Source organism: Kitasatospora sp. NPDC096147, assembly GCF_044763225.1.
GTDB lineage: Bacteria > Actinomycetota > Actinomycetes > Streptomycetales > Streptomycetaceae > Kitasatospora.
In genome coordinates this window covers 455,998-476,336 of sequence record NZ_JBIWFX010000002.1, presented here as the reverse complement: position 1 = coordinate 476,336, position 20,339 = coordinate 455,998, and the positions used below count along the sequence as shown (strand labels likewise).

Sequence of the window (20,339 nt, the reverse complement as noted above, 5' to 3'; positions counted from 1 at the left end):
TCACCGGGCGCCTCGTAGGGTGGCCGGGTGGACACCCGTGACCAGCCCTCGACCTCGACGAACGCCGCCGACCGCAGCGCGGTGCGGGTGATCGCCCACCGCGGCTCCTCGGCGGCTCAGGCCGAGCACACCCTGGCCGCCTACCGGCTGGCGATCGAGGAGGGCGCGGACGGGCTGGAGTGCGACGTCCGGCTGACCGCCGACGGGAAGCTGGTCTGCGTCCACGACCGCACTGTGCACCGCACCTCCGACGGCCGGGGCGCCGTCTCCGCCCTGACGCTGGCTCAGCTGGAGGCGATGGACTTCGGCTCCTGGAAGCACCCCGAGGCACCCGAGCCCAGCCCGGTGCTCACCCTGGAGCAGCTGCTGGAGCTGACGGCCGACGCCGGCCGCCGGATCGAGCTGGCGATCGAGACCAAGCACCCGACCCGGTACGCCGGGAAGACCGAGGCCGAGCTGCTCCGGGTGCTGGCCCGGTTCGGCCTGCTGACGGACCGTCCGGAGGAGTCCACCGTCCGGATCATGAGCTTCTCCGAGCTCTCGCTGCGCCGGGTCCGCCGGGCCGCCCCGGCGGTGCCCACCGTCTACCTGCTGGAGCGCCGACTGCCGCTGCTCGGCCGCACCCGGGTGCTGCCCGGCGGGGCGCCGATCGCCGGTCCGGGCATCGAGCTGGTCCGGGCCGACCGGGCCCTGGTGCCGGCCCTGCGCCGGGCCGGGCACCGGGTGCACGTGTGGACGGTGGACGAGCCGGCCGACGTGGAGCTCTGCCTGGAACTCGGCGTCGAGGCCATCATCACCAACCGGCCGCGCATGGTTCTCGGTCAACTCGGCCGATAACTGTGTCAAGTCGGCTCGAATTCGCCCGCGCGGGGTTGTGAACGGGCGTGAACTGCGGCGCATCCCACCGGGAGTGGCCAATTCCGACCGCATTCACGACGTTCCGTGAGCGGCCAATCACCATCTGCGCACCACCCGTTACGGCGCCCGTTAATGTCGCGCCGCGATCGGTGAACGCCCGTTTCCGACGTATTGCCGAGGGGCATCCATCCATCGGCGAATGCTGAAGGAGGTCCGGGGGTGGCGTTGATGATGGCACACGAGGTGCCGACTTCATCGACCATGGCGGTGCCGCACGGGCCCGCCGGAGTCGGAGCGGCACGACGCCGGTTGCGCAGTGATCTCGGTGACCGCTCGGTGGACGAGACGGTGATCGACGACGCTGTCCTGATCCTGTCCGAACTGCTCAGCAACTCCTGCCGGTACGCCCGCCCGCTGGGGCGGCTGGCCGACCTCAAGGACGACGTGCCGGGCGGCTACCCGGCCCCGGTCCTGGTCGGCTCCGGCGGCGAGGACGGCGAGCCCGAAGGGGTGACGGTCCGCTGGCAGCTCCCCGGGGACGGCTCGCTCACCCTGGAGGTCACCGACGGCGGGGCCAGCACCCGGCCGCTGCCGGCCCGGCCCTCGCTGACCGCCCGGGGCGGGCGCGGCCTGACCATCGTCGGGCGGCTCGCCACCGACTGGGGCGTCCGGGACACCCCGGGGCAGGTCACCGTGTGGGCCGAACTACCACTGCACCCGGGCCGTCCGGGCCACGGCGCGCGCAGCGCCTGACGGCCCGTCGGCACCGACGGTGCACGCCCCGGCGCGGCACCCGCCCCGGCCCGGAGCGCGGCACCGACGGCGGCACGGGCACCGCACGGACGCGGTACCCGTCGAAAGCTCAGTAGGCTTCCGGGGCAAGCAAGTCGCCGTACCGGGAGCCGCACCATGGCCAAGAAGGCCGCGAAGAAGTCGCCGCAGCGCCGTCCGTCCACCGCCGTGACCTCGGGTGAGATCCCCGTGGTGGGGGCCCGCGAGGACTGCCCCTGCGGTTCGGGCCGCCGGTACAAGGCGTGCCACGGCCGGGAGGCCGCACACGCCGTCCAGGAGCTGGTGCACCGCCCGTTCGAGGGCCTGCCGGGCGAGGCCGACTGGGTCGCGCTGCGCGAGCTGGTGCCCGCCGCCACCGTCCCGCTGACGCTGGCCAAGGGCGTGGCCGACAGCGCCAACGGCCCGGTCCCCTCCGTCACGCTGGCCACCGTGCTGCCGCTGGCCTGGCCGGCGCTGCGCCGCCAGGACGGCTCGATCCTGCTCGGCCTGCAGACCCAGTCCTCCTCCGGCGACCTGAGCCGTGACCTGGCGGACGCCCTGGAGCTGGCCCTGGCCACCGAGCCGGGCACCCCGGTGCCGGCCCGCCGGACCGTGCCCGGCGGCCGCCGCCTGCAGGAACTGCTGGACCTGGAGGCCGAGTTCACCCCCGAGGTGTTCAGCGGCTTCGAGTTCTGGCTGGAGGACGCGGAGGCCGCCGAGGGCGAGGTGGCCGCCTCCCTGGAGCGGGCCAACGCCTCGGCCATCCCGACCGAGAAGATCTCCAGCGTGCCGTCCTCGTACTGGTGCGCCGCCGCCGACAAGAACCACCTGCGCTGGGTGATGACGGTGCCCGAGGAGCAGCTGCTGGACGCGCTGGCCCGGCTGGACACGGCCGGCGAGTCCTCGCTGGGCGAGGACACCCGGCTGGTCGGCTCGTTCCGCGCGCACGGTCTGACCGTGCCGGTCTGGGACCTGCCGCAGTCGATGACCGCCGCCGACTGCGAGGCCCCGGCCGCCGCCTTCGCCGAGCGGCTGGCCGGCGCGCTGGCCGCCGAGGCCCCGCTGACCGTCGAGGAGCGCAAGGCGCGGGCCAATCTGGTGAACCGTCAGGTCACTCTCAACTGACGCCCGTCCGGGCCGGAGTGACTCCGGTCACATTCCGGCCCGGACGGAAGAAATCCCAGGTGACAGAGTCCTCGGACAAATTGGCGCGCACGAGGATCTTTGTTACCATTTAAACAGTCCGGTCGCTGGTGCATCCCCCGTCGCCAGCGGCCGGATTTACTGTTTCCCCAGGGAAGTTGAGGCGGCGTCAGCCGAACTCGCCGCGATCAGCGCGCCGAGCAGGCCTCCCACCTCGGGCAGCCAGGGCCGCTCCCCGACCGGCGGCCGGACCCACCGTACCGGCCCCGCACCGGTCCGCGAGGGCGGCAGCACCAGGTAGCCGTCCGGCCCGTGGTAGCGCATCACCCCCGGCACCGAGGGCTGCTCAGCCAGCAGCTCACCCAACTCGGCCAGCGAGTACGGCGCGACCAGCAGCAGGTACCTGCCCTGCCCGGCCAGCACCGGCCCGACCGGCAGGCCCATCAGATCGAACCAGGCCAGCGCCCGCGCACCGGCCCGGGCCGGCACGCTCACCGCGCTGACCGACCGTCCGGTGGCCAGCAGCACCGGGGCGTCCGGCGAGCGCTTCTCCCACCACCAACCCACCATCCGGGCATCGGTGGTGGCCGCCGCCAGCGGCGGATCGTGCGGGTGTGCACCGGGCACCGGGCAGGACGGGTCCGCGCAGGAGCACGGCCCGGCCGGGCCGGACAGCGGGCGGGCACCCGGCAGTACCGGCCACCCCCGGGCGACGGCGGTCAGCGCGGCCTCCCGCAGCGCCGCCCTGACCCGGCGCCGGCTGCCCGGCCAGCGGAGCCAGACCCGGCCGGCCGCCGGGGCGCGGTCTCCGGCCGGGGTACGGCCTGAGGCGCTGCCCCGTCGGGGACGTGACCATGGCATCGGCGCTCGTTCCTTTCCGCTTCCGCGACCGCTTCCGGGGCCACTCGGGCTCGGGGACCGCTGATGGACCGGCCACGTCGGCGGTGCGCGGGCCACGTCGGGGTGCGGACGGGGCGGGGGTGACGGGGAGCGGCCGGAGGGCTGGGCCCGGGACGGAGGGGCCCCGGAACGAGAATCCCGCATACGACCGGACGGACGCGCATCGGAAGCCCTCGGTTCCACCGTACGGGTGAGTGACGGGCGGCCCGGACGGCGGCCGGACCGCCGAACCCTACGATCGCCGACGGCAGCTGACGGGCCGTCGGGCGCTCCGGACCCGTTCGGCCGCCGCACCCCGGCCCCCACCGGGGCCCGGCCGGGGGCGCGTCCGGGCAGGTCGGGGCGGTCGAGAACCAGCCATCCGGCCTTGTCCCGATTCTGGACATGCCCCTTTCGGCCTGTGTACAAGTGGTGGATTGATGCCGAGTAGTGACATAGCAATCCTTTTGGGCGGTCCTGAGGGTCCTGCGTGACACGTACCAATGTGTGGGGAGTTGGGACATGACCGACGCCAAGCCACCGGCAGCGGCGACCACCGCCGTGCTGCCCGACCTCGGCTTCCTGGCCACCAGTGGGACGGCCGACCTGCAGGACCGGCTGGCCGGACAGCTGTCCGATCTGACGGTGCTCCAGGAGCACACCGAGCTGCTCTCCCGGGCCCGGGGCCTGGCCGACACGCTGGCCACCGTGCTGGAGTCCGGCGCGGCCCTGCTCGGTGCCCGGCGTGGCCTGATCACCACCACCGCCCGGGGCGCCGGCCGGCCGGTCGGGCTCGGCCTGGACCGGGCCGAGCTCGGCGCGCTGGAGACCGTCCCGGCCGAACACGGCCCGTTCGCCGGGCTGTTGAGCGAGCCCGGCGGGTCCGGGCAGCTGCTGATCACCGACCTGGCCGAGGACCCGGCGGCCGGGCCGCGCTTCCGCGAGGTGGCCGGGCAGCTCGGCCTGGGCGCCTGCTTCGCCCTCCCGTTGGCCACCGGGGCGGACGGACCGCTGGGCGCGGCGGCCTGGTTCTACGACGAACCGGCCGAGCCCGACCCGGGCCGTCGGCTGCTGGCCCGCCGGTACTGCGAGTTCGCGGCCGAGCTGCTGGCCCGCCAGCTCGACCAGGACCGGGCCGAGCAGCAGGCCGAGGCGCTGCGCCGGGGCCTGCTGCCGGACCGGCTGCCGGTCGGCGCCGGTCTGCGGATGGCCGCCCGCTGCCTGCCCGCCGCGCTGGAGCACTCGGCCGGCAGCGACTGGTACGACGCCATCCCGCTGCCCGACGGCACCTTCGGACTCACCGTGGGCAGCGTGGCCGGCGACGGGCTGGGCGCCGGCCCCGGCTCCGCACCCGGCGCCGCCGCCGCGATGGGCCGGGTGCGGGCGGCGCTGCGGGCGTACGCGGTGCTGGAGGGTGAGGACCCGGTCTCGGTGCTCGGCGATCTGGAGCTGCTGCTCAAGACCACCGAACCGGCCCGGACCGCGACCGCGCTGTACGCCTGGGTGCAGCCCGAGGAGCGCCGGATCACCCTGGCCGGGGCCGGGCACTGCCCGCCGGTCCTGCTGACCCGGCAGGGCGCCGAGTTCGTGGAGACCTCGCTGTCCGCGCCGCTCGGCATGCTGAGCTGCTGGGAGGCGCCCGGCATCGAGGTGGAGGCGGCGGTCGGCGACGTGCTGGTGCTCTACACCGAGGGTCTGGCCCGCCGGCTCGGCCCGACCCTGCACGCCGGGCAGAACGCGCTGCGCCGGGCCGCCGCCGACGCGCCGCGCGAGGTGCGGGCCGATCCGGACCGGCTCTGCGCCCACCTGCTGGCCGCGGCCGGACCGGACGGCGGCTCCGACGACCTGGTGCTGCTGGCGGCCCGCTTCGACTGAGCGGCCGGCCGGGAGGCGAAAACTCCGGCGGCACCCGGTCAGCAGTTCGGTGGCGATCCGTACCATGGGGGCCGACGGCCGCCCACGTGCGTCGCGATCCGACGCGCCGAGGCGGGACCACATCGCAAGGAGGCGACGTAGTGACCGAGGACCGCAGCCCCGCAGCAGCCGAGAACCCCGAGGGTGCCGTGGGCGAGGACACCGAGGAGCAGCCGGTCAAGGGCCGGAAGAACGGCCTCTACGGCGACGTCTCGGACGAGCTGGCCGCCTCGATGAAGTCCGGCTGGGCCGACACCGAGCTGCGCGGCCTGGAGCCCGTCGCCCAGGCCCCGTACGCGGCGGCCCGGCGCGCCGCGCTGTCCGCCGCCCACCCGGGCGTCCGGCTGGTGGTCCCGGCCGGGAACCTGCGCACCCGGGCCAACGACACCGAGTACTCGTTCCGCGCCGCGAGCGAGTACGTGCACCTGACCGGTGACCAGACCGAGGACGCGATCCTGGTCGGCGAGCCGCGCGAGGGCGGCTCCGGCCACGACTTCCACCTCTACCTGCTGCCGCGCTCCAACCGGGAGAACGGCGAGTTCTGGCTCGACGGCAACGGTGAGCTCTGGGTCGGCCGCCGGCACAGCCTGGCCGAGGCCGAGCAGCTGCTCGGCCTGCCCTGCCGCGACGTCCGCAAGGCCGTCGAGGAGCTGCAGGCCGCCCCGGCCGCGCCGACCGTCCTGGTGCGCGGCTACGACGCCGCCCTGGAGAGCGCGCTCGCGGAGGTGACGGAGGAGGAGAAGGACGCCGACTTCAAGACCTTCCTGAGCGGCCTGCGGCTGGTCAAGGACGACTGGGAGATCGGCGAGCTGCGTGCCGCCTGCGACTCCACGGTCAACGGATTCACCGACGTGGTGCGGGAGTTGGGCCAGGCCGTGACCACCTCCGAGCGCTGGATCGAGGGCACCTTCTGGCGCCGCGCCCGGGTCGAGGGCAACGACATCGGCTACGGCTCGATCTGCGCCGCCGGCCCGCACGCCACCACACTGCACTGGGTCCGCAACGACGGCGACGTCCGCCCGGGCGAGCTGCTGCTGCTGGACGCCGGCGTGGAGACCCACACCCTCTACACCGCCGACGTCACCCGCACCCTGCCGATCAACGGCACCTTCACCCCGCTCCAGCGGAAGATCTACGACGCCGTCTACGACGCCCAGGAGGCGGGCATCGCGGCGGTGAAGCCGGGCGGCCGGTTCCGGGACTTCCACGACGCGGCCCAGCGGGTGCTGGCCGAGCGGCTGCTGGCCTGGGGCCTGATCGACGCCTCGGTGTACGACGTGGAGAAGGTCCTGGAGCTGGGCCTCCAGCGCCGCTGGACCCTGCACGGCACCGGCCACATGCTCGGCCTGGACGTGCACGACTGCGCGCACGCCCGCCGCGAGGAGTACGTCGACGCCGACCTGGTGCCGGGCATGTGCCTGACCGTCGAGCCGGGCCTGTACTTCCAGCAGGACGACCTGACCGTGCCGGAGGAGTACCGGGGCATCGGCGTCCGGATCGAGGACGACATCCTGGTCACCGCCGAGGGCAACGAGAACCTCTCGGCCGGCCTGCCCCGGCAGGCCGACGAGGTCGAGGCCTGGATGGCCCGCCTCACCGGCTGACGCCGCGTCACCCATGACCACGGCGACCGCGCCCCGGACGGAGGTGCGGTCGCCGTGGTGGTTCAGCCCAGGCCGATACTGACGTACGGGGACTCGCCCGCCGAGCCGACCGTCTTGAACTCGCCTCCGGCCGTGGGCAGATAGGCTCCACCGACCATCTGGATGCTCTGGAGGTCCGACACGTTGGTGAGCTTCATCCGGTAGGTCACCGTGCGGCTCTTGCCCGGGGCGAGCGGGAAGGCCGCGTCCTTCCCGGTGCTGGCGTAGTCCATCCCGCCGCCCACCCGGAGCATCGGCAGCTGCTTCCACTGCTCACCGTCCTTGCGCTCCAGCGTCCCGTTGGGCTGCTTGGCCATCGCGTCGGAGTCCGCAGGCTGCCGACCCGCCACCACCGGCTCGATCGAGGCGTAGGCGGTGGAGCTGACGTTGGCCCAGGTCACCGGGAAGGTCACCACCCGGGTGTCGCCCTCCTGGGTCACCGTGGACTCGCCGAAGGTGACCTTCACGTCCGTGGTGTGCCTCGGGTCCGAACGGCCGCTCACATCCAGGCCGGCCACGATCGACTCCAGATCCGCCTGGTACTTCGCCGGCAGGCCGTTGGCGTTCACAAAGACCTGCTCCTTGTGGAAGCTCCACATCTGGGCAGTGAACTGCGTCGTGGCGTCACAGGCGACCCGCCAACGGACCTTGTTCACGTACCTGGAGCCGATCTTCAGCAGCGAGCGTTCCGGGGCACCGATCAGACGCTGGGCGGTCGGCATCGTGCCGGCCTTCTCCGGTGCGAAGCAGATCGGCTGGTGCGCCCAGCCGCTGTCGGAGTCCGCATCCGCCTCAAGGGGCCAGTTCAGCTCGTCACCCACGTTCCAGGCAGTAATGAAGACACCGTTCGGGAGGCACTCGCCGACGGTGACCGGCACGTCCGGCGTGCGCAGACAGAGTTTGTTCGTGTCCGATTTACCGACGGTCCACCCGGCTGGCACCAAGACCTTGATCTTCTGGAAGTCCTTGAAGGTCGGGGGTGGTGTGCTAGGGGGCTGGCTGGTGGTGGCCGATGCGGCGCCGCTCGGGGACGGCTCGCCCCCCGGGAGGACGTCACCGGTCGGGGTGGCGCTCGGGCTCGGGCTCGGGGTGGGGGTGTCGGTCGGGCTCGGGCTGTCGGTGGGGGTGAGGGAGGGGAAGGGGGACTGGGAGAGGGTGGCTGCCGGGTTGGCGTCGGCGACCGTCTCGGTACGGGTGGTGAGCAGGCCGACCACCAGGCTGGCGGCCAGGCCGAACATGGCGATGGTGGTGACCACGTGGAACGGGCGGATCCGGCGCATCCGCTTGGTCGGCGGGTCGGCGGGGCGCAGGCCCTGCGCGGTGACCTGGTCGGCGCGGGCGGCCAGGGCGGCCCGCAGGAGTTGCTCGGTCGGCGATTCGAGCCTGTGGGGATCACTCGGCTTATCGGTCATCGGGCCTTCTCCAGTTGCTTCTCCAGGGCGTCCAGGGCCCGGCTGGCGGTCGACTTCACGGCACCCCGGGAGAGCCCCAGGGTCTCGGCGATCTGCGCCTCGGAGAAGTCGGACCAGTACCGCAGCACCAGCACCTCACGCTGACGGGGGGTCAATTCCTGCAGTGCCACCAGCACCCGGCGGTGCTCGTCGTTGAGCACGGCCTGCTCCTCCGCCGAGGCGGCGTCGGCCTCGTGCGGCGGCACGTAGTCACGGGCGGTCTTGCGGCGGCGCAGCACGGAGCGGGCGCCGTTCACCACGGAGGTGCGCAGGTAGCCGAGCGCGTTCTCCAGGTCGTCCAGGTTCTCGCCGTGCCGCTGGTAGAGGGCGGCGAAGGCGTCCTGCACCACGTCCTCGGCGATGTCCTGCCGGTCCACCAGCAGGATGGCCATCCGGACCAGGCCGAGCCGGTGCGCATGGTAGAGCTCGGTGAGGGTGGGGCGTTCGGAACCGGGGGTGCCGACGCCCCGGATCACCCGGAGCTTGGGGCTGGTCTCCGAGGAGGAGTACGGTTCGGCGGCCTCCGTGCCGAACAGCAGCTTCCGGAACCCCCTGAGCACACCCGCGCCGGAGGATCCCCGGGCGGGTGCGATCGCTATGGACATGCTTCTTCGTCCGTTTCCCCCGAGGCGCCCGTCGATCGGCGGGCGCCGTAGTCAGTGTCTTCTCGGATGATCTTCGACGTGCGCGATTGTGCCACCGGGCGCGGTGGGGGCCGCTGCCCGGTGGCAGGTTGTCGTGCCGGGGGGGTCAGAAGCGGATCGGGGCGCTCGGGTGCTGGTCACCGACGGCGCCGACGGTGTAGTCGAGGACCCGGGCCCGGCCGGTGCCGATCCGGAAGACGTAGTCGTGCTGCGCTCCGGCGGCGGGCGGCGCAGCGGGGGCGGGCGGGGCGACCGGGGCGGCGGCCGAGGGGGCCTGCGGGGCACCGACCAGGGCCGTGGGCTGCGAAGCGGAGCAGCCCGCCAGGCCGAGCGAGGCCGGGACGGCCGACGAGACGGTGATGTTCTTCGCGAAACGGCTGAAAACGGGCGCGTTCACGGCGCAGTCCCCCCCAGGGCGGTTGATGCTTCGTCAGTGGATGAGAGCCGCCGGGCTCGGCCGTACTCCCGGCTCCCCTTGCTCCCACCCTGATAGACGCGCATCCCCCCGGGGGGTTGCAGGTGACCTCAGAATATTTTTCGGCCGACTGCCAGAGGCGGCATCGCCGCAGTTCAGCACACCAGACCGAGGTCGTTCGGGGTGGCCTTGGCCGGGTCGATCGCCCGCCGGCCCTCGGTCGGCCAGCCCTCGCGGACCCAGTACTCCAGGCCGCCGATCATCTCCTTGACCTCGCGGCCGAGCGCGGCCAGCTTCATCGCGCCCTTGGTGGAGCCGTTGCAGGCCGGGCCCCAGCAGTAGACCACCAGCAGGCCGGCCGGGAGCTCGGCCACCCGCTCGGCGGTGATCTCGGCCAGCGGCAGGCTGATCGCGCCGGGGAGGTGGGCCTTGCGGTGCGAGCCCTCGGCCCGGACGTCCAGGACGGTGAAGTCCTGCTTCCCGTCCCGCATCGCGTACCAGACGTCGGCCGGGTCGGCCTGGCAGCCGAGCCGCTCGGCATGGAAGGCGAAGGCCCGCTCGGGGGAGATCGTGGCGCCCAGCGAGCCGGCGTAGGTGGCGGTGCTCATCGCGGCCTCAGTGGCGATGACGGCCTCAGCGGCGGTGGCGGTCACGGAGGTGGTGGCGGTGGTCATCTGCGGGCTCCTGGTGGGCTGGTGTGCGCTCTTTCCGACATGACGATCTTCCGATCCGGACACCCGCCCCCGACAGTGGCGCCCACGACTACACTCGCCAAGATCCCGCCAACCCGCACCGCCGCGCCAGGAGCACCGATGGCCGACCACACCCCCTCTCCCCGCCCCGTCGTGCCGGTCAGCATCGGCCCCCGCCCCGAGCCGGTGCACACCATCGCGGTGTACGCCTTCGACGGCATGGCCCCGTTCGAACTCGGCGTGGTGGTCGAGGTGTTCGGCCTGGCCCGGCCGGAGCTGGCCGGGCTGCTGGCCGCTCCCTGGTACGGGCTGAAGATCTGCGCCGACCGGCCCGGGCAGCTGCTCGGAGCGGTCGGCGGCTTCTCGCTGATGGCCCATCACGGGCTGGACGAACTGGCCGCCGCCGACACCGTGATGGTGGTCGGGGTGCCGAACGCGTTCAGCGGCGAGGTCTCCCCCGGGCTGGTCGCCGCGCTGCGCACCGCGCACGAGCGCGGGGCCCGGATCGTCTCGATCTGCTCGGGCGCCTTCGCGCTGGCCGCCGCCGGGCTGCTCGACGGCCGGGAGGCCACCACCCACTGGCGGTACGCCGAGCTGCTCCAGCAGCGCCACCCCACCGTGAAGGTCAACCCGGACGTGCTCTACGTGGACAACGGCTCGGTGCTCACCAGCGCCGGCAGCGCGGCCGGCATCGACCTCTGCCTGCACCTGGTGCGCAGTGACCACGGTGCCAAGGTGGCCAACACGGTGGCCCGCCGGTTCGTCGTCCCGCCGCACCGGGACGGCGGGCAGGCGCAGTTCATCGAGGCGGCGGTGCGGCCGGTGGAGGAGGAGGACGACGGCATCGCCCGCTCCATGCAGTGGGCGCTGGACCACCTGGCCACCCCGCTCACCATCACCCGGCTGGCCCGGGCCGCCCGGATGTCCGACCGCTCCTACCTGCGGCACTTCACCGCCCGCAACGGCACCAGCCCGATGCGCTGGGTGATCACCCAGCGCATCGCGGCCAGCCTCGCCCTGCTGGAGTCCCCGGAGGGGACGGTGGAGGAGATCGCGGCGGCGGTCGGCTTCGAGTCCGCCGCCACCTTCCGGCACCACTTCGGCCGCACCATGCGGACCTCCCCCACCGCATACCGGCGGGCCTTCGGCCGGGGCGTGGCCTGAGCCCCGGCCGATTCCCGGCCCGGACCCTGGCCCGACTCGTGGCCCGACTCCTGGCCCGACCCCTGGCCGGGGACGGCTCCGACTCCGCCCCGGACCTCGGTCAACTCTCCTTGTGCGCATCCGCGTTGGCGACGATGGCATCCCGCAGCCAGTGCGCCAGGCCGGGGGCCACCTTGTCGTAGGTCGCCGTGAAACGGGGATCCGCGACGTACATCTCGCCGAGGCAGCGGTGCATCTCGTGGCCGCAGTCGTAGAAGGCACCGGTGATCTGGAGCCGGTGCTCCTCCGCCAGCGCCATGCCGTCCGCGCCGGCCGGGTCGACCCCCGCGTTCATCGCGGCGGCCAGTCGCTCGTTCAGCGCGGCCTGCTCCTGCTGGAGCGTGGCCCAGTCCTCCTTGGTGTACCGCGCGGTCCGGCGCTGCGACTCCTTCCAGGCGTCGGTGCCGCCCCAGCGCTGCTCGGCCTCGGTCTCCCAACTCTCCTGGTAGTCCTGACCGAAGACCTCGAACTTCTCCTCCGGGGTCAACTGGATTCCCATCGTGCTCGCCTCCATGGCTCGTTCCACTGCCGCCGCCAGCTCCTGGAGCCTGCCGATCCGGCCCTGCAGCAGCGCGTGCTGCCGACGCAGGTGCTCGGTCGGCCCCGCCGAAGCGTCGTCCAGGATGGCCGCGATCTCGTCGAGGGAGAAGCCGAGTTCGCGGTAGAACAGGATCTGCTGGAGCCGGTCCAGGTCCTCGTCCCGGTACCGGCGGTACCCGGCCGGGGTCCTGCCCTCCGGCGACAGCAACCCGATCTCGTCGTAGTGGTGCAGGGTCCGCACCGTCACCTTGGCGACGGCGGCGACCTGCCCCACCGAGTACGCGCTGCCCATCTCGGCCGCTCCCTCCTTCACTGGCCCCAGCCTCCGGCCTCACGTCGCGTGAGGGTCAAGCCGGTACGCGGGCGCACGCCGTACGAGTCTCCGAGCGGAGCCCGCGTACGGCCGCTGACCTTGGCCTACCGCCCTATTGTCCGGCCGCCGGGGCGCCCCGATCATGACGCCATGACCACACCCTCACTCGCCCGGCGGCTGGCCGCCGAGGCGTTCGGCACCGCCGTGCTGGCCGCCGTCCTGATCGGTTCCGGCATCCGGGCCGCCGAGCTGAGCCCCGACGGCGGCGTGCGGTTCCTGGCCAACGTGCTGGCCTCGGTGCTGGCCCTGGCCGTGCTGATCACCCTGCTCGGGCCGGTCTCCGGTGCCCACCTCAACCCGTTGGTCTCGGCCGCCGCCTGGTGGACCGACCGGCGCGGCTGCACCGGCCTGACCCTGGCCGAGTTGGGCGGCTACGTGCTCGCCCAGCTGCTCGGCGGCGTGGCGGGCGCCGCCCTGGCCAATCTGATGCACCGGCAGCCGGTGCTGGCCGCCGCCGCCCGGCCGCTGGCCGGCCCGCACCTCTGGCTGGCCGAGGCGGTGGCCACCGGCGGCCTGGTGCTGCTGGTCTTCGGCCTGCTGCGGACCGGCCGGGAGCGCTACGCACCGGTCGCGGTGGCCGCCTGGATCGGCGCCGCCTGCTGGGCGGTCTCCTCCGGCAGCTTCGCCAACCCCGCGCTCACCCTGGCCCGTTCGCTGAGCGACAGCTACACCGGCATCGCCCCGGCCTCGGTGCCCGCCTTCGTGCTGGCCCAGGGGGCGGGCGCCGTCCTCGGCCTGGCGCTGGTGCCGGTCCTGTTCGGCCGGCCCCGGCACCGGGCCCCGGACGACGCCCGCGAACTCGTCCCCGAGCTGCGGGGCTGAGCCCGCCGGATCGGGCTGACGGACCGTGAACGGGACGGCAACGGAACCGAGGCGGCGTCAGGCCCCCTGGAAGAAGCCCTTCGCCTCGGTGAGGGCCAGCTCGTCCCGGTGCACGTCACCCGGGCGGGTGCCGTTGCCGAGCAGGGCGCCGCCCCAGGGCATGCCCATGTAGCCGGCGGTCAGCTTCAGGGTGCCGATCAGCGGGTCCACGTCGGAGCGGTCGCCGGAGTGCGAGGTGACGCTCCAGAGCGTGGTGCCCTTCATCCGTGCCCGGAAGTCCGAGCCCGGCACCCGGAACCAGCCGGACCAGTGGTCGAAGTAGAGCTTGGTGCTGGTGGAGACGGTGTACCAGTACAGCGGCGAGACGATCACCAGATCGGTGGCCCGGGCGGTCGCCTCGAAGAGGGTGAGGGCGTTGCCGGTGAGTGCGGGGTAGGTGCCGTCGCCGGTGTGCCGGACGTCGGTGAAGGGCTCCAGCGGGAGGTCCGCCAGGCGCAGCCAGGTCTGCTCGACCCCGGCCGGAAGGTGCTCGGCGGCCAGCCGGGCGAGCTGCTCCGAGTTGCCGTCCTCGCGGACCGAGCCGAGCAGGAAGAGGAAGCGACGGTCCGTCAACGGGGCTTCGGGAGAAGCGGGTTCGGTGGTCATCCGGCGATCGTACGGCGGGCCGCGCCCGGCCTGGTCAGTCGGCCACTCGGCTGACCGCGATCACCTTCTCGATCGCGATCCGCACCAGCAGCTCGCCGGGCACGCCGTTGCGCGCCCCGTACTCCTCGGCCCGGTCCTCGCCCATGTAGCGGGCGGCGATCCGGCCCGCCCAGAGCCGCACCTCGTCGAGGTCCTCGCTGAGCTTCGCCCGGCCCCGCACGGTGACGAAGTCGAACGGCGGCCGGTCGTCGTCCACGCAGAGCACCGCCCGGCCGTCCCGCGCCAGGTTGCGCCCCTTCACCGTCTCCGCACCCGTGTTGAACACCAACTCGTCCCCGTCGAGCAGGAACCAGACCGGCGCCACGTGCGGGCTGCCGTCCGCCCGGGTGGTCGCGAGCTTGCCGGTACGGGTGCCGGCGGAGAGGAAGGCGCGCCACTCGGTCTCGGTCATCTGAGGCATGGCCCCATCCTGGCCGAGCCGCCCCGCCGGGGCCAGCCCGGCAGGGCAGGCGGGTCAGGCGGGGCCGGGTCGACGGGTACGCGGGCCGTGGGAACGGCTCCGGGTCAGCCCTCGATCGCGTAGTAGTGGAGCGTCCCGTCCGACCCGGTGCGGTGCAGGCCGCTCTTCTCCAGCACCCGCTGGGAGCCCGTGTTGTCGTGGGTGGTGTCCGCCACCGCGCGACGGACTCCTTCCTCGGCGAACGCCCGGTCGAGCAGGGCCCGGACCGCCTCGGTGGTGTACCCCTGCCCCTCCGCCTCCGGGGCCACGCCGTAGCCGAAGGCCACCGTGCCGGTCTCCCCGTCCGGCGGCCCGAAGAGCCCGAGCCCGCCGATCACCTGACCGGTACTCAGCAGCACCATCTGCAGCGGCGCGTACAGCGGATCGCCCGCCGGCAGCCCGAGGACCATCCGGGCCACGTCCCGGTCGTCCTCCCTCGGGTACCCCGGGCTCCACTCCGCCGATCGCTCGGTGCCGTCGGCCACCAGGCGGGCCTGGGCCGTGGTGAACGGGCGCAGGCGCAGCCTGGCGGTCTCGATGGTGAAGTCGGTCATCTCTGCTCCGTCGTCCGGTGATGGGAGGACGCCAGTATGTCGGCCGCCGTGGACGGGCCCACCCGCGGTACCCGCGGAACGGACGGCGGCAGGCGGCACCGCCACCGGCCCGGCCGCCACCGAGCTCCGCCACCTACCTCCGCCACCGAGCTCCGCCGCAGGGGCCACCCGGATCCCGACCGGCTCCACCGCCCCTGCCCCGCCGAGGCCGCACACCGTCACCCCCGGGCCCGGCGTGGGCGGGTGTCAGCCGATCGGTTGACCTCCTTCCCCGCTGCTTCGGGTGAGGATGGAACGGTGAGCGAGACGAGTGGGACCGAGCGCGGCGGTGGGCGGCTGACCGTGGTGATGTACGGGGCGTTCCTGCTGCTGCTGGGCGCCTCGCTGACCCGGTACCTGCTTCGGCACGGGGACAGCGGCCGGGCCGGCTGGGTGATCGGGCTGAGCCTGGCGCTGGCGCTGGCGCAGCTGCCCGAGGTGCCCGGGGCCGGCGGGCTGCGGGGCGGCCGGGCCGTCCGGATCGCCCGGCTGGCGGTGGTGGCGGGGCTGTGGACCGTGCTGGTGCTGCTGGCGCCGAGCTTCGCCTGGTGCGCGGTGCCGTTGATCTACACGGCGCTGCGGACGCTGCCGGCCAGGGCCGCCGTGCCGCTGGTGGCCGTGCTGACCGGGCTGGTGATGTACGCGGAGCAGCAACTCGCGGACGGCATCGATCCCGTCACCCTGCTCGCACCGCCCGCCGTGGCCGGCCTGGCCACCGTGGTGTTCCTCCAGATGGAACGTCAGGCGGAGCGCCAGCGCGCGCTGATCGCCGACCTGGTCTCGACCCGCCGCGCGCTCGCCGAGACCAACCGCCGGGAGGGCGTCCTGGCGGAGCGTCAGCGGCTGGCCATCGAGATCCACGACTCCCTGGCCCAGGGCCTGTCCAGCCAGCGGATGCTGCTCCAGGCGGCGGACCGGGTCTGGGACAGCGACCCCGCCACCGCCCGGACCCACGTCCGGACCGCGACCTCGATCGCCGCCCGCAGCCTGGCCGAGGCCCGCCGCTTCGTCCGGGACCTGACCCCGGCCGACCTGGCCGACGGCGTCGGGCTGGACCAGGCGCTGCGCACCCTCGCGGACCGGGAGGCGGCGGAGAGCGGCCTGACGGTCCGTTGCCATCTGGAGGGGACCCCGGCCCCGCTCCCGGACGCGGTCCGCAGTGCACTGCTGCGGATCGCCCAGGGTGCGCTGGCCAACGTCCGCGAGCACGCCGGAGCCCGGACCGCCGCGCTCACCCTCACCTACCTCGGCGACCAGGTGGTGCTGGACATCGGCGACGACGGCCGGGGTCTGCCGCCCACCGCCGAGGCGGCCGACGTCGACCCGTCCCGGGGACACGGACTGCCCGCGATGCGGGCCCGGGTACGGCAGTTGGGCGGCACGCTCACGGTGGAGTCGGCTCCCGGTGAGGGCACCGTGGTCACCGCCGCCGTCCCGCTCTCACCCCCTGCCGACGTCGCGTGACCACGCCCGGCACTTCCACGCCCGGCCCACCAACCCCCGGCCCGCCCCACCGCCGACGCCCCCACGGACCAGCACACCCACCACCGGAGGACCCATGACCGAGAGCACCCCCGTCCGCCTGCTGGTCTGCGACGACCACGCGGTGGTCCGGGCCGGGCTGCTGGCCCTGCTCGGCAGCGCTCCCGACATCGAGGTGGTCGGCGCGGCCGGCAGCGGGGAGGAGGCGATCGCGCTGGCGGCCAAGCTCCGGCCGCAGGTGGTGCTGATGGACCTCCAACTCGGCGACGGCATCGACGGGGTGGAGGCCACCCGCCGGATCGCCGGCCGGCCGGGCGCGCCGTACGTGCTGGTGCTGACCACCTACGACACCGACGCGGACATCAACCGGGCGATCGCGGCCGGGGCGACGGGCTACCTGCTGAAGGCGGAGCGGCCGGAGGAGCTGTTCGCGGCGATCCACGCCGCCGCCGAGGGCCGCACCACGCTCTCGCCGCCGGTGGCCTCCCGGGTGATGGCCCAGCTGCGCGCCCCGGCACCCCAACTCACCGACCGGGAGCAGGAGATCCTGGCCCAGCTGGCCCAGGGGCTGGGCAACCGGGAGATCGCCCGGGCGCTGTTCATCAGCGAGGCCACCGTGAAGACCCACCTCGGCCGGATCTACGACAAGCTCGGCGTGGACACCCGCTCGGGCGCGGTCGCGGTCGCCAAGGAGCGCCGCCTGCTGCGTTGACGCCCCGGGCGGCGGACGCGCCCCGGCCCCCACCACGGCGGGGATCCGTGGTGAGGGCCGGGAGGGGCGGATCGGTCCGCCCGGGCAGAACGGTCCGGCCGGACGGGGCGGCTCAGAGCCGGTCGAACAGGTCGCCCACGCAGCGGTGGGCGTCGGCCAGCGCGCGGTTCGGGCCGCCGGGCGAGGGCACGTAGTGGTTGTAGAAGGTGGCGCCCTCGCAGAGCGGGCCGAGCACCCAGAGCCGCCGGTCGACCGTGCCGTCGGCGCCGATCGGCTGGTTGCCCCGGTCGACGTCCACGCCCCGGCTGCTCGGCGAGGCCGCGCGGTGGCGGCGGATCCGTCCGCTGTCCCGGAGCTGGCGCAGCAGCGGGCTGGCGGTGCGCTCCACGTCGGGCTGGCCGGAGGTGGCCAGGCAGAGCCAGTCCACCCACTCCTGGTGCGGGGTGGCCAGCTCGGTGGAGGAGACCACCCAGCCGACACCGTCCCACTCCACGGTCGGCGCCGGGCCGAACGGGATCCTCACCACGCCCGCCTCGACCAGGGCCAACAGCTCGGCGTGCCGGTCGAGTTGGGGTCCGGTGACGTTCCGGTTCAGCACCCCGGTGTAGCTGCCGTAGAACTCCTCGTGGGACTTCTCGTCCAGCCCGCCGAAGTCCACCGCGTAGCGGATCACGTCGCGCAGGTCACGGAGCACCTCCAGGGCGGACTTCACCGGGCTGCCGGCCAGGCCGAGCCGGGCCTGCGCCAGGTCCTCGTCGATCCGGCCCAGGTACCAGTCCTGGTACGCGTCACGGCCCTCGGTGCCACCGACCGGCGGGTGCAGCACCTCGACCGGGTCGAAGTCGCCCTGCTCGCGGTCGAGTCGGTCCAGCTCGGCGCCGATCCGGCCGGCCGCGTGGGCCTCCCGGAGCGCGCGCTCCACCGCCGCCTCCCGCTGCTCCCCGCCGCCGAGCGCGGCCGCGCGGCGGTGGAAGGCGATCCGCATCTCGGTGAGGATCAGCGGCTCCACCTGCCCGCGCAGGTCCAACTCGGGCCGGGCCTCCCGCAGTCGGTCGATCGCCTGCCGGGTGAAGGCGATCGGCAGGTAGCCGCCGCGCCGGTTGTTCTCCGGCCGGGCCCGGAACGGCAGGCCGGTGCGGGAGTAGAGCAGGATCTGCGGCTCCCGGCCGCTCGGCTGGTAGCAGCGCCGGCCGTCCGGGCCCGGCACGTGCTCGCCGCCCCGGCCGACGGTGAGCGCGGCCAGCGCGTCCATCGCGGACAGGCCGGTGCCGCCGAGCGCGACCGTCTGGCCGGGCTCGATCCGGGCCAGCCGGCTCGGCAGCGGGTAGATCTCCCGCAGGTACCGCTCACTGCCGGGGCCGGGCGGCGGCTCGGCCGGCGGGGTGTGACCGGTGGTCAGGAAGACGTGGTCCACCTCGACCCGGCGGCCGTCCTCCAGGGTGATCGTCCGCCCGCCGTCCGGGCCGTCGTCGAGGGCGATCGCGGTGGACCGGTGCAGCTCCACCGTGACGTGCTCGGGAGCTCGGGCCAGCGTCCGGCGCAGGCACCAGGCCAGGTACTCGCCGAGCACCCGCCGGGGCAGGTAGTCGTCCGGGGCGACCGGGCGGCCGAAGGCACCCAGGGTGAAGCCGTCCTCGGCCAGCCGGAGGCTGCGGCCGGTGGCCCAGGTGTAGAGGTCGGTGCCCCGGTCGCCGACCGCCGCACCGACGGTGGCCTCCTCGGGGAAGTGCGAGACCTGCGCGGCCACCGTGTTCAGCAGCAGGTAGTCCGGCTGCTCCGGGTCGTGCAGTCCGCTGCCGTCGCCGACCGGGTCCACCAGCTCGACCCGGACCGGGCGCTTCCCCCAACTCTCCTGCGAGGCCAGGGTGATGATGCGCTCTAGCACCCCGAGTCCGCGGGAGCCGAGCCCGATCACGCCGATCCTGGCCGCGGCCCGCTCGGGCGTCTGCTCCTGCGTCTGCTCCGGTGCCGGTGCCTGCGTCTGCTCCGTGTCGGCTACCACCGCTTGGTCTCCCCGAAGAAGTCGGCGATCTCGACCGCCTGGCCGGACTGCTGGGCCTCCTGGTGCACGAACCGGCCGACCGCGAGGTCCAGCACCCCGAGGCCGAACGGCGAGAAGATCACCGGCTTGTCGTCGCCCACCACCGCATCGCCGTTGATCACCTGGGCCAGCGTGCCGGTGACGAAGTCCCGGTTCCCGGTGAGCTGTTCGGCCAGGTGGGGAGAGGTGTTGGCCTTCATGCAGTGCTCGACGTCGTCCAGCACGTTGTACGAGCCGAGCACCAGCTCGGGAGCGATGTCGCGCAGCGAGATGTTCAGCACCAGCTGCCCGGGGGCGAAGCTGTCCGGAGCGGTCACGTACGGCTCACCCGCCGTGGTGGCGAAGACCACCAGGTCGGCACCCTTGAGCACCGGGGCCAGCTCGGCGGCGAACTCCGCCTCCCAGCCCAGCTCGACGGCCGTGTACTCGGCCAGTGCCTCGCCGTACTGGGGGAGTTGGTCGTGCACCTGGACGCTGCCGAACTCCCACTCACGGGCCCGGAAGAACTCCAGGATGTTCCGGGCGATGATGCCCGCGCCGACCACCACCACCCGCTCGGCCCGACGGCCGCCGGAGAGCACCTCGGCCGCCAGCACCGCCGAGGCGGCGGTCCGGGCCGCGCTGATCTGGGAGGCCTCCAGCACCGCGTACGGGTAGCCGGTGGCGTAGTCGTTGAGCAGCAGGGCGGCCGAGGCGCGCGGGATGCCCTGCTCGATGTTGGCCGGGAAGCTGCTGATCCACTTGATCCCGGCCACCTCCTGGCCGCCGCCGAGGAAGGCGGGCAGCGCGATGATCCGGGCGTCCGGCTTCTCCGGGAAGCGCAGGAAGTAGCTGTCCGGGTTGACCGACGCGCCGGCCTCGTGGGTCAGGTAGGTCTCGCGGACCTGCTCGACGATCCGGGGCCGGTTCCGGCCGATGATCTCGCGGGCGGCCTTGCCGCCGATCACGCTGAACTCGAACACGCTGCTGCTCCTTGCCACGTGGGCACTGGGGAAGGGTGGGTGAGGTGCGGATGAAGC

Annotated in this window: 20 protein-coding genes; 9 read left to right on the top strand and 11 right to left on the bottom strand. The window is 73.8% G+C overall.

All coding sequences use genetic code 11. The features are described 5' to 3' along the window. Positions 1-27 precede the first annotated feature (27 nt). From ACIRBX_RS07670 to ACIRBX_RS07660, 3 genes are all read left to right on the top strand, one after another. Entirely contained in the window at positions 28-837 is an 810-nt protein-coding gene (locus tag ACIRBX_RS07670; RefSeq protein WP_402294403.1) for a glycerophosphodiester phosphodiesterase family protein, read from the top strand. 249 nt (positions 838-1,086) lie between these two features. Further along, the gene (locus tag ACIRBX_RS07665; protein WP_402295264.1) at positions 1,087-1,611 is read left to right on the top strand and encodes an ATP-binding protein; all 525 of its coding nucleotides are present in this window, start codon (positions 1,087-1,089) and stop codon (positions 1,609-1,611) included. Positions 1,612-1,767: 156 nt separating this feature from the next. Next, positions 1,768-2,754 (top strand): DUF5926 family protein, encoded by a 987-nt coding sequence (locus ACIRBX_RS07660; protein ID WP_402294401.1) that lies wholly within the window; start codon positions 1,768-1,770, stop codon positions 2,752-2,754. 156 nt (positions 2,755-2,910) lie between these two features. On the opposite strand, the gene ACIRBX_RS07655 is transcribed toward ACIRBX_RS07660, so the two are convergent. Beyond that, positions 2,911-3,633, bottom strand: a complete 723-nt coding sequence (locus ACIRBX_RS07655; protein ID WP_402294400.1) for a bifunctional DNA primase/polymerase — start codon at positions 3,631-3,633, stop codon at positions 2,911-2,913. A gap of 540 nt (positions 3,634-4,173) precedes the next feature. Here ACIRBX_RS07655 and ACIRBX_RS07650 point away from each other — a divergent pair. Together ACIRBX_RS07650 and ACIRBX_RS07645 are read left to right on the top strand one after the other, a co-directional pair. Next, positions 4,174-5,526 carry a PP2C family protein-serine/threonine phosphatase gene (locus ACIRBX_RS07650; RefSeq protein ID WP_402294398.1) on the top strand — a complete coding sequence of 451 codons (1,353 nt, stop codon included), beginning with the start codon at positions 4,174-4,176 and terminating at the stop codon, positions 5,524-5,526. Positions 5,527-5,666: 140 nt separating this feature from the next. After that, positions 5,667-7,169 (top strand): aminopeptidase P family protein, encoded by a 1,503-nt coding sequence (locus ACIRBX_RS07645; protein WP_402294397.1) that lies wholly within the window; start codon positions 5,667-5,669, stop codon positions 7,167-7,169. A gap of 62 nt (positions 7,170-7,231) precedes the next feature. Here ACIRBX_RS07645 and ACIRBX_RS07640 read toward each other — a convergent pair whose 3' ends face one another. The 4 genes from ACIRBX_RS07640 to ACIRBX_RS07625 all read right to left on the bottom strand — a co-directional run bounded on the left by ACIRBX_RS07640 (position 7,232) and on the right by ACIRBX_RS07625 (position 10,392). Continuing rightward, a complete protein-coding gene (locus ACIRBX_RS07640) occupies positions 7,232-8,620 on the bottom strand; it encodes a hypothetical protein (RefSeq protein WP_402294395.1) in 1,389 nt (462 codons plus the stop codon). Next, positions 8,617-9,264: an RNA polymerase sigma factor gene (locus tag ACIRBX_RS07635; protein WP_402294393.1), complete on the bottom strand. Its 648-nt coding sequence runs from the start codon at positions 9,262-9,264 to the stop codon at positions 8,617-8,619. The genes ACIRBX_RS07640 and ACIRBX_RS07635 overlap by 4 nt, the downstream gene beginning before the upstream one ends. A gap of 145 nt (positions 9,265-9,409) precedes the next feature. Then, positions 9,410-9,700: a hypothetical protein gene (locus tag ACIRBX_RS07630; protein ID WP_402294392.1), complete on the bottom strand. Its 291-nt coding sequence runs from the start codon at positions 9,698-9,700 to the stop codon at positions 9,410-9,412. 173 nt (positions 9,701-9,873) lie between these two features. After that, complete coding sequence (locus tag ACIRBX_RS07625) at positions 9,874-10,392, bottom strand: rhodanese-like domain-containing protein (protein ID WP_402294390.1); 519 nt, start codon at positions 10,390-10,392, stop codon at positions 9,874-9,876. Positions 10,393-10,530: 138 nt separating this feature from the next. Between ACIRBX_RS07625 and ACIRBX_RS07620 the strand changes: the two genes are divergently transcribed. Then, positions 10,531-11,574 carry a helix-turn-helix domain-containing protein gene (locus ACIRBX_RS07620; RefSeq protein ID WP_402294388.1) on the top strand — a complete coding sequence of 348 codons (1,044 nt, stop codon included), beginning with the start codon at positions 10,531-10,533 and terminating at the stop codon, positions 11,572-11,574. A gap of 100 nt (positions 11,575-11,674) precedes the next feature. Here the strand turns inward: ACIRBX_RS07620 and ACIRBX_RS07615 are convergent, their stop codons facing one another. Then, positions 11,675-12,445: a MerR family transcriptional regulator gene (locus ACIRBX_RS07615; protein ID WP_402295262.1), complete on the bottom strand. Its 771-nt coding sequence runs from the start codon at positions 12,443-12,445 to the stop codon at positions 11,675-11,677. A 171-nt stretch (positions 12,446-12,616) separates the two neighbouring features. Between ACIRBX_RS07615 and ACIRBX_RS07610 the strand changes: the two genes are divergently transcribed. Further along, on the top strand, positions 12,617-13,348 hold the full coding sequence (locus ACIRBX_RS07610) for an aquaporin (RefSeq protein WP_402294384.1): 732 nt from the start codon (positions 12,617-12,619) through the stop codon (positions 13,346-13,348). Positions 13,349-13,405: 57 nt separating this feature from the next. Here the strand turns inward: ACIRBX_RS07610 and ACIRBX_RS07605 are convergent, their stop codons facing one another. From ACIRBX_RS07605 to ACIRBX_RS07595, 3 genes are all read right to left on the bottom strand, one after another. Further along, positions 13,406-13,993, bottom strand: coding sequence for a flavodoxin family protein (locus ACIRBX_RS07605; protein WP_402294383.1), 588 nt, complete (start codon positions 13,991-13,993; stop codon positions 13,406-13,408). A 34-nt stretch (positions 13,994-14,027) separates the two neighbouring features. Continuing rightward, a complete protein-coding gene (locus ACIRBX_RS07600; protein ID WP_402294381.1) occupies positions 14,028-14,453 on the bottom strand; it encodes a PPOX class F420-dependent oxidoreductase in 426 nt (141 codons plus the stop codon). A gap of 104 nt (positions 14,454-14,557) precedes the next feature. Further along, on the bottom strand, positions 14,558-15,046 hold the full coding sequence (locus ACIRBX_RS07595; protein WP_402294379.1) for a GNAT family N-acetyltransferase: 489 nt from the start codon (positions 15,044-15,046) through the stop codon (positions 14,558-14,560). Between the two features lie 297 nt (positions 15,047-15,343). Here ACIRBX_RS07595 and ACIRBX_RS07590 point away from each other — a divergent pair, with 297 nt between their 5' ends. Both ACIRBX_RS07590 and ACIRBX_RS07585 read left to right on the top strand, forming a co-directional pair. Continuing rightward, positions 15,344-16,549 carry a sensor histidine kinase gene (locus ACIRBX_RS07590; protein ID WP_402294377.1) on the top strand — a complete coding sequence of 402 codons (1,206 nt, stop codon included), beginning with the start codon at positions 15,344-15,346 and terminating at the stop codon, positions 16,547-16,549. A 94-nt stretch (positions 16,550-16,643) separates the two neighbouring features. Beyond that, positions 16,644-17,279, top strand: a complete 636-nt coding sequence (locus tag ACIRBX_RS07585; protein ID WP_402294375.1) for a response regulator — start codon at positions 16,644-16,646, stop codon at positions 17,277-17,279. A 112-nt stretch (positions 17,280-17,391) separates the two neighbouring features. Here the strand turns inward: ACIRBX_RS07585 and ACIRBX_RS07580 are convergent, their stop codons facing one another. Further along, positions 17,392-19,281 carry an FAD/NAD(P)-binding protein gene (locus tag ACIRBX_RS07580; protein ID WP_402294373.1) on the bottom strand — a complete coding sequence of 630 codons (1,890 nt, stop codon included), beginning with the start codon at positions 19,279-19,281 and terminating at the stop codon, positions 17,392-17,394. Continuing rightward, entirely contained in the window at positions 19,275-20,282 is a 1,008-nt protein-coding gene (sbnB, locus tag ACIRBX_RS07575) for a 2,3-diaminopropionate biosynthesis protein SbnB (protein WP_402294372.1), read from the bottom strand. The genes ACIRBX_RS07580 and sbnB overlap by 7 nt, the downstream gene beginning before the upstream one ends. Positions 20,283-20,339: the final 57 nt, after the last annotated feature.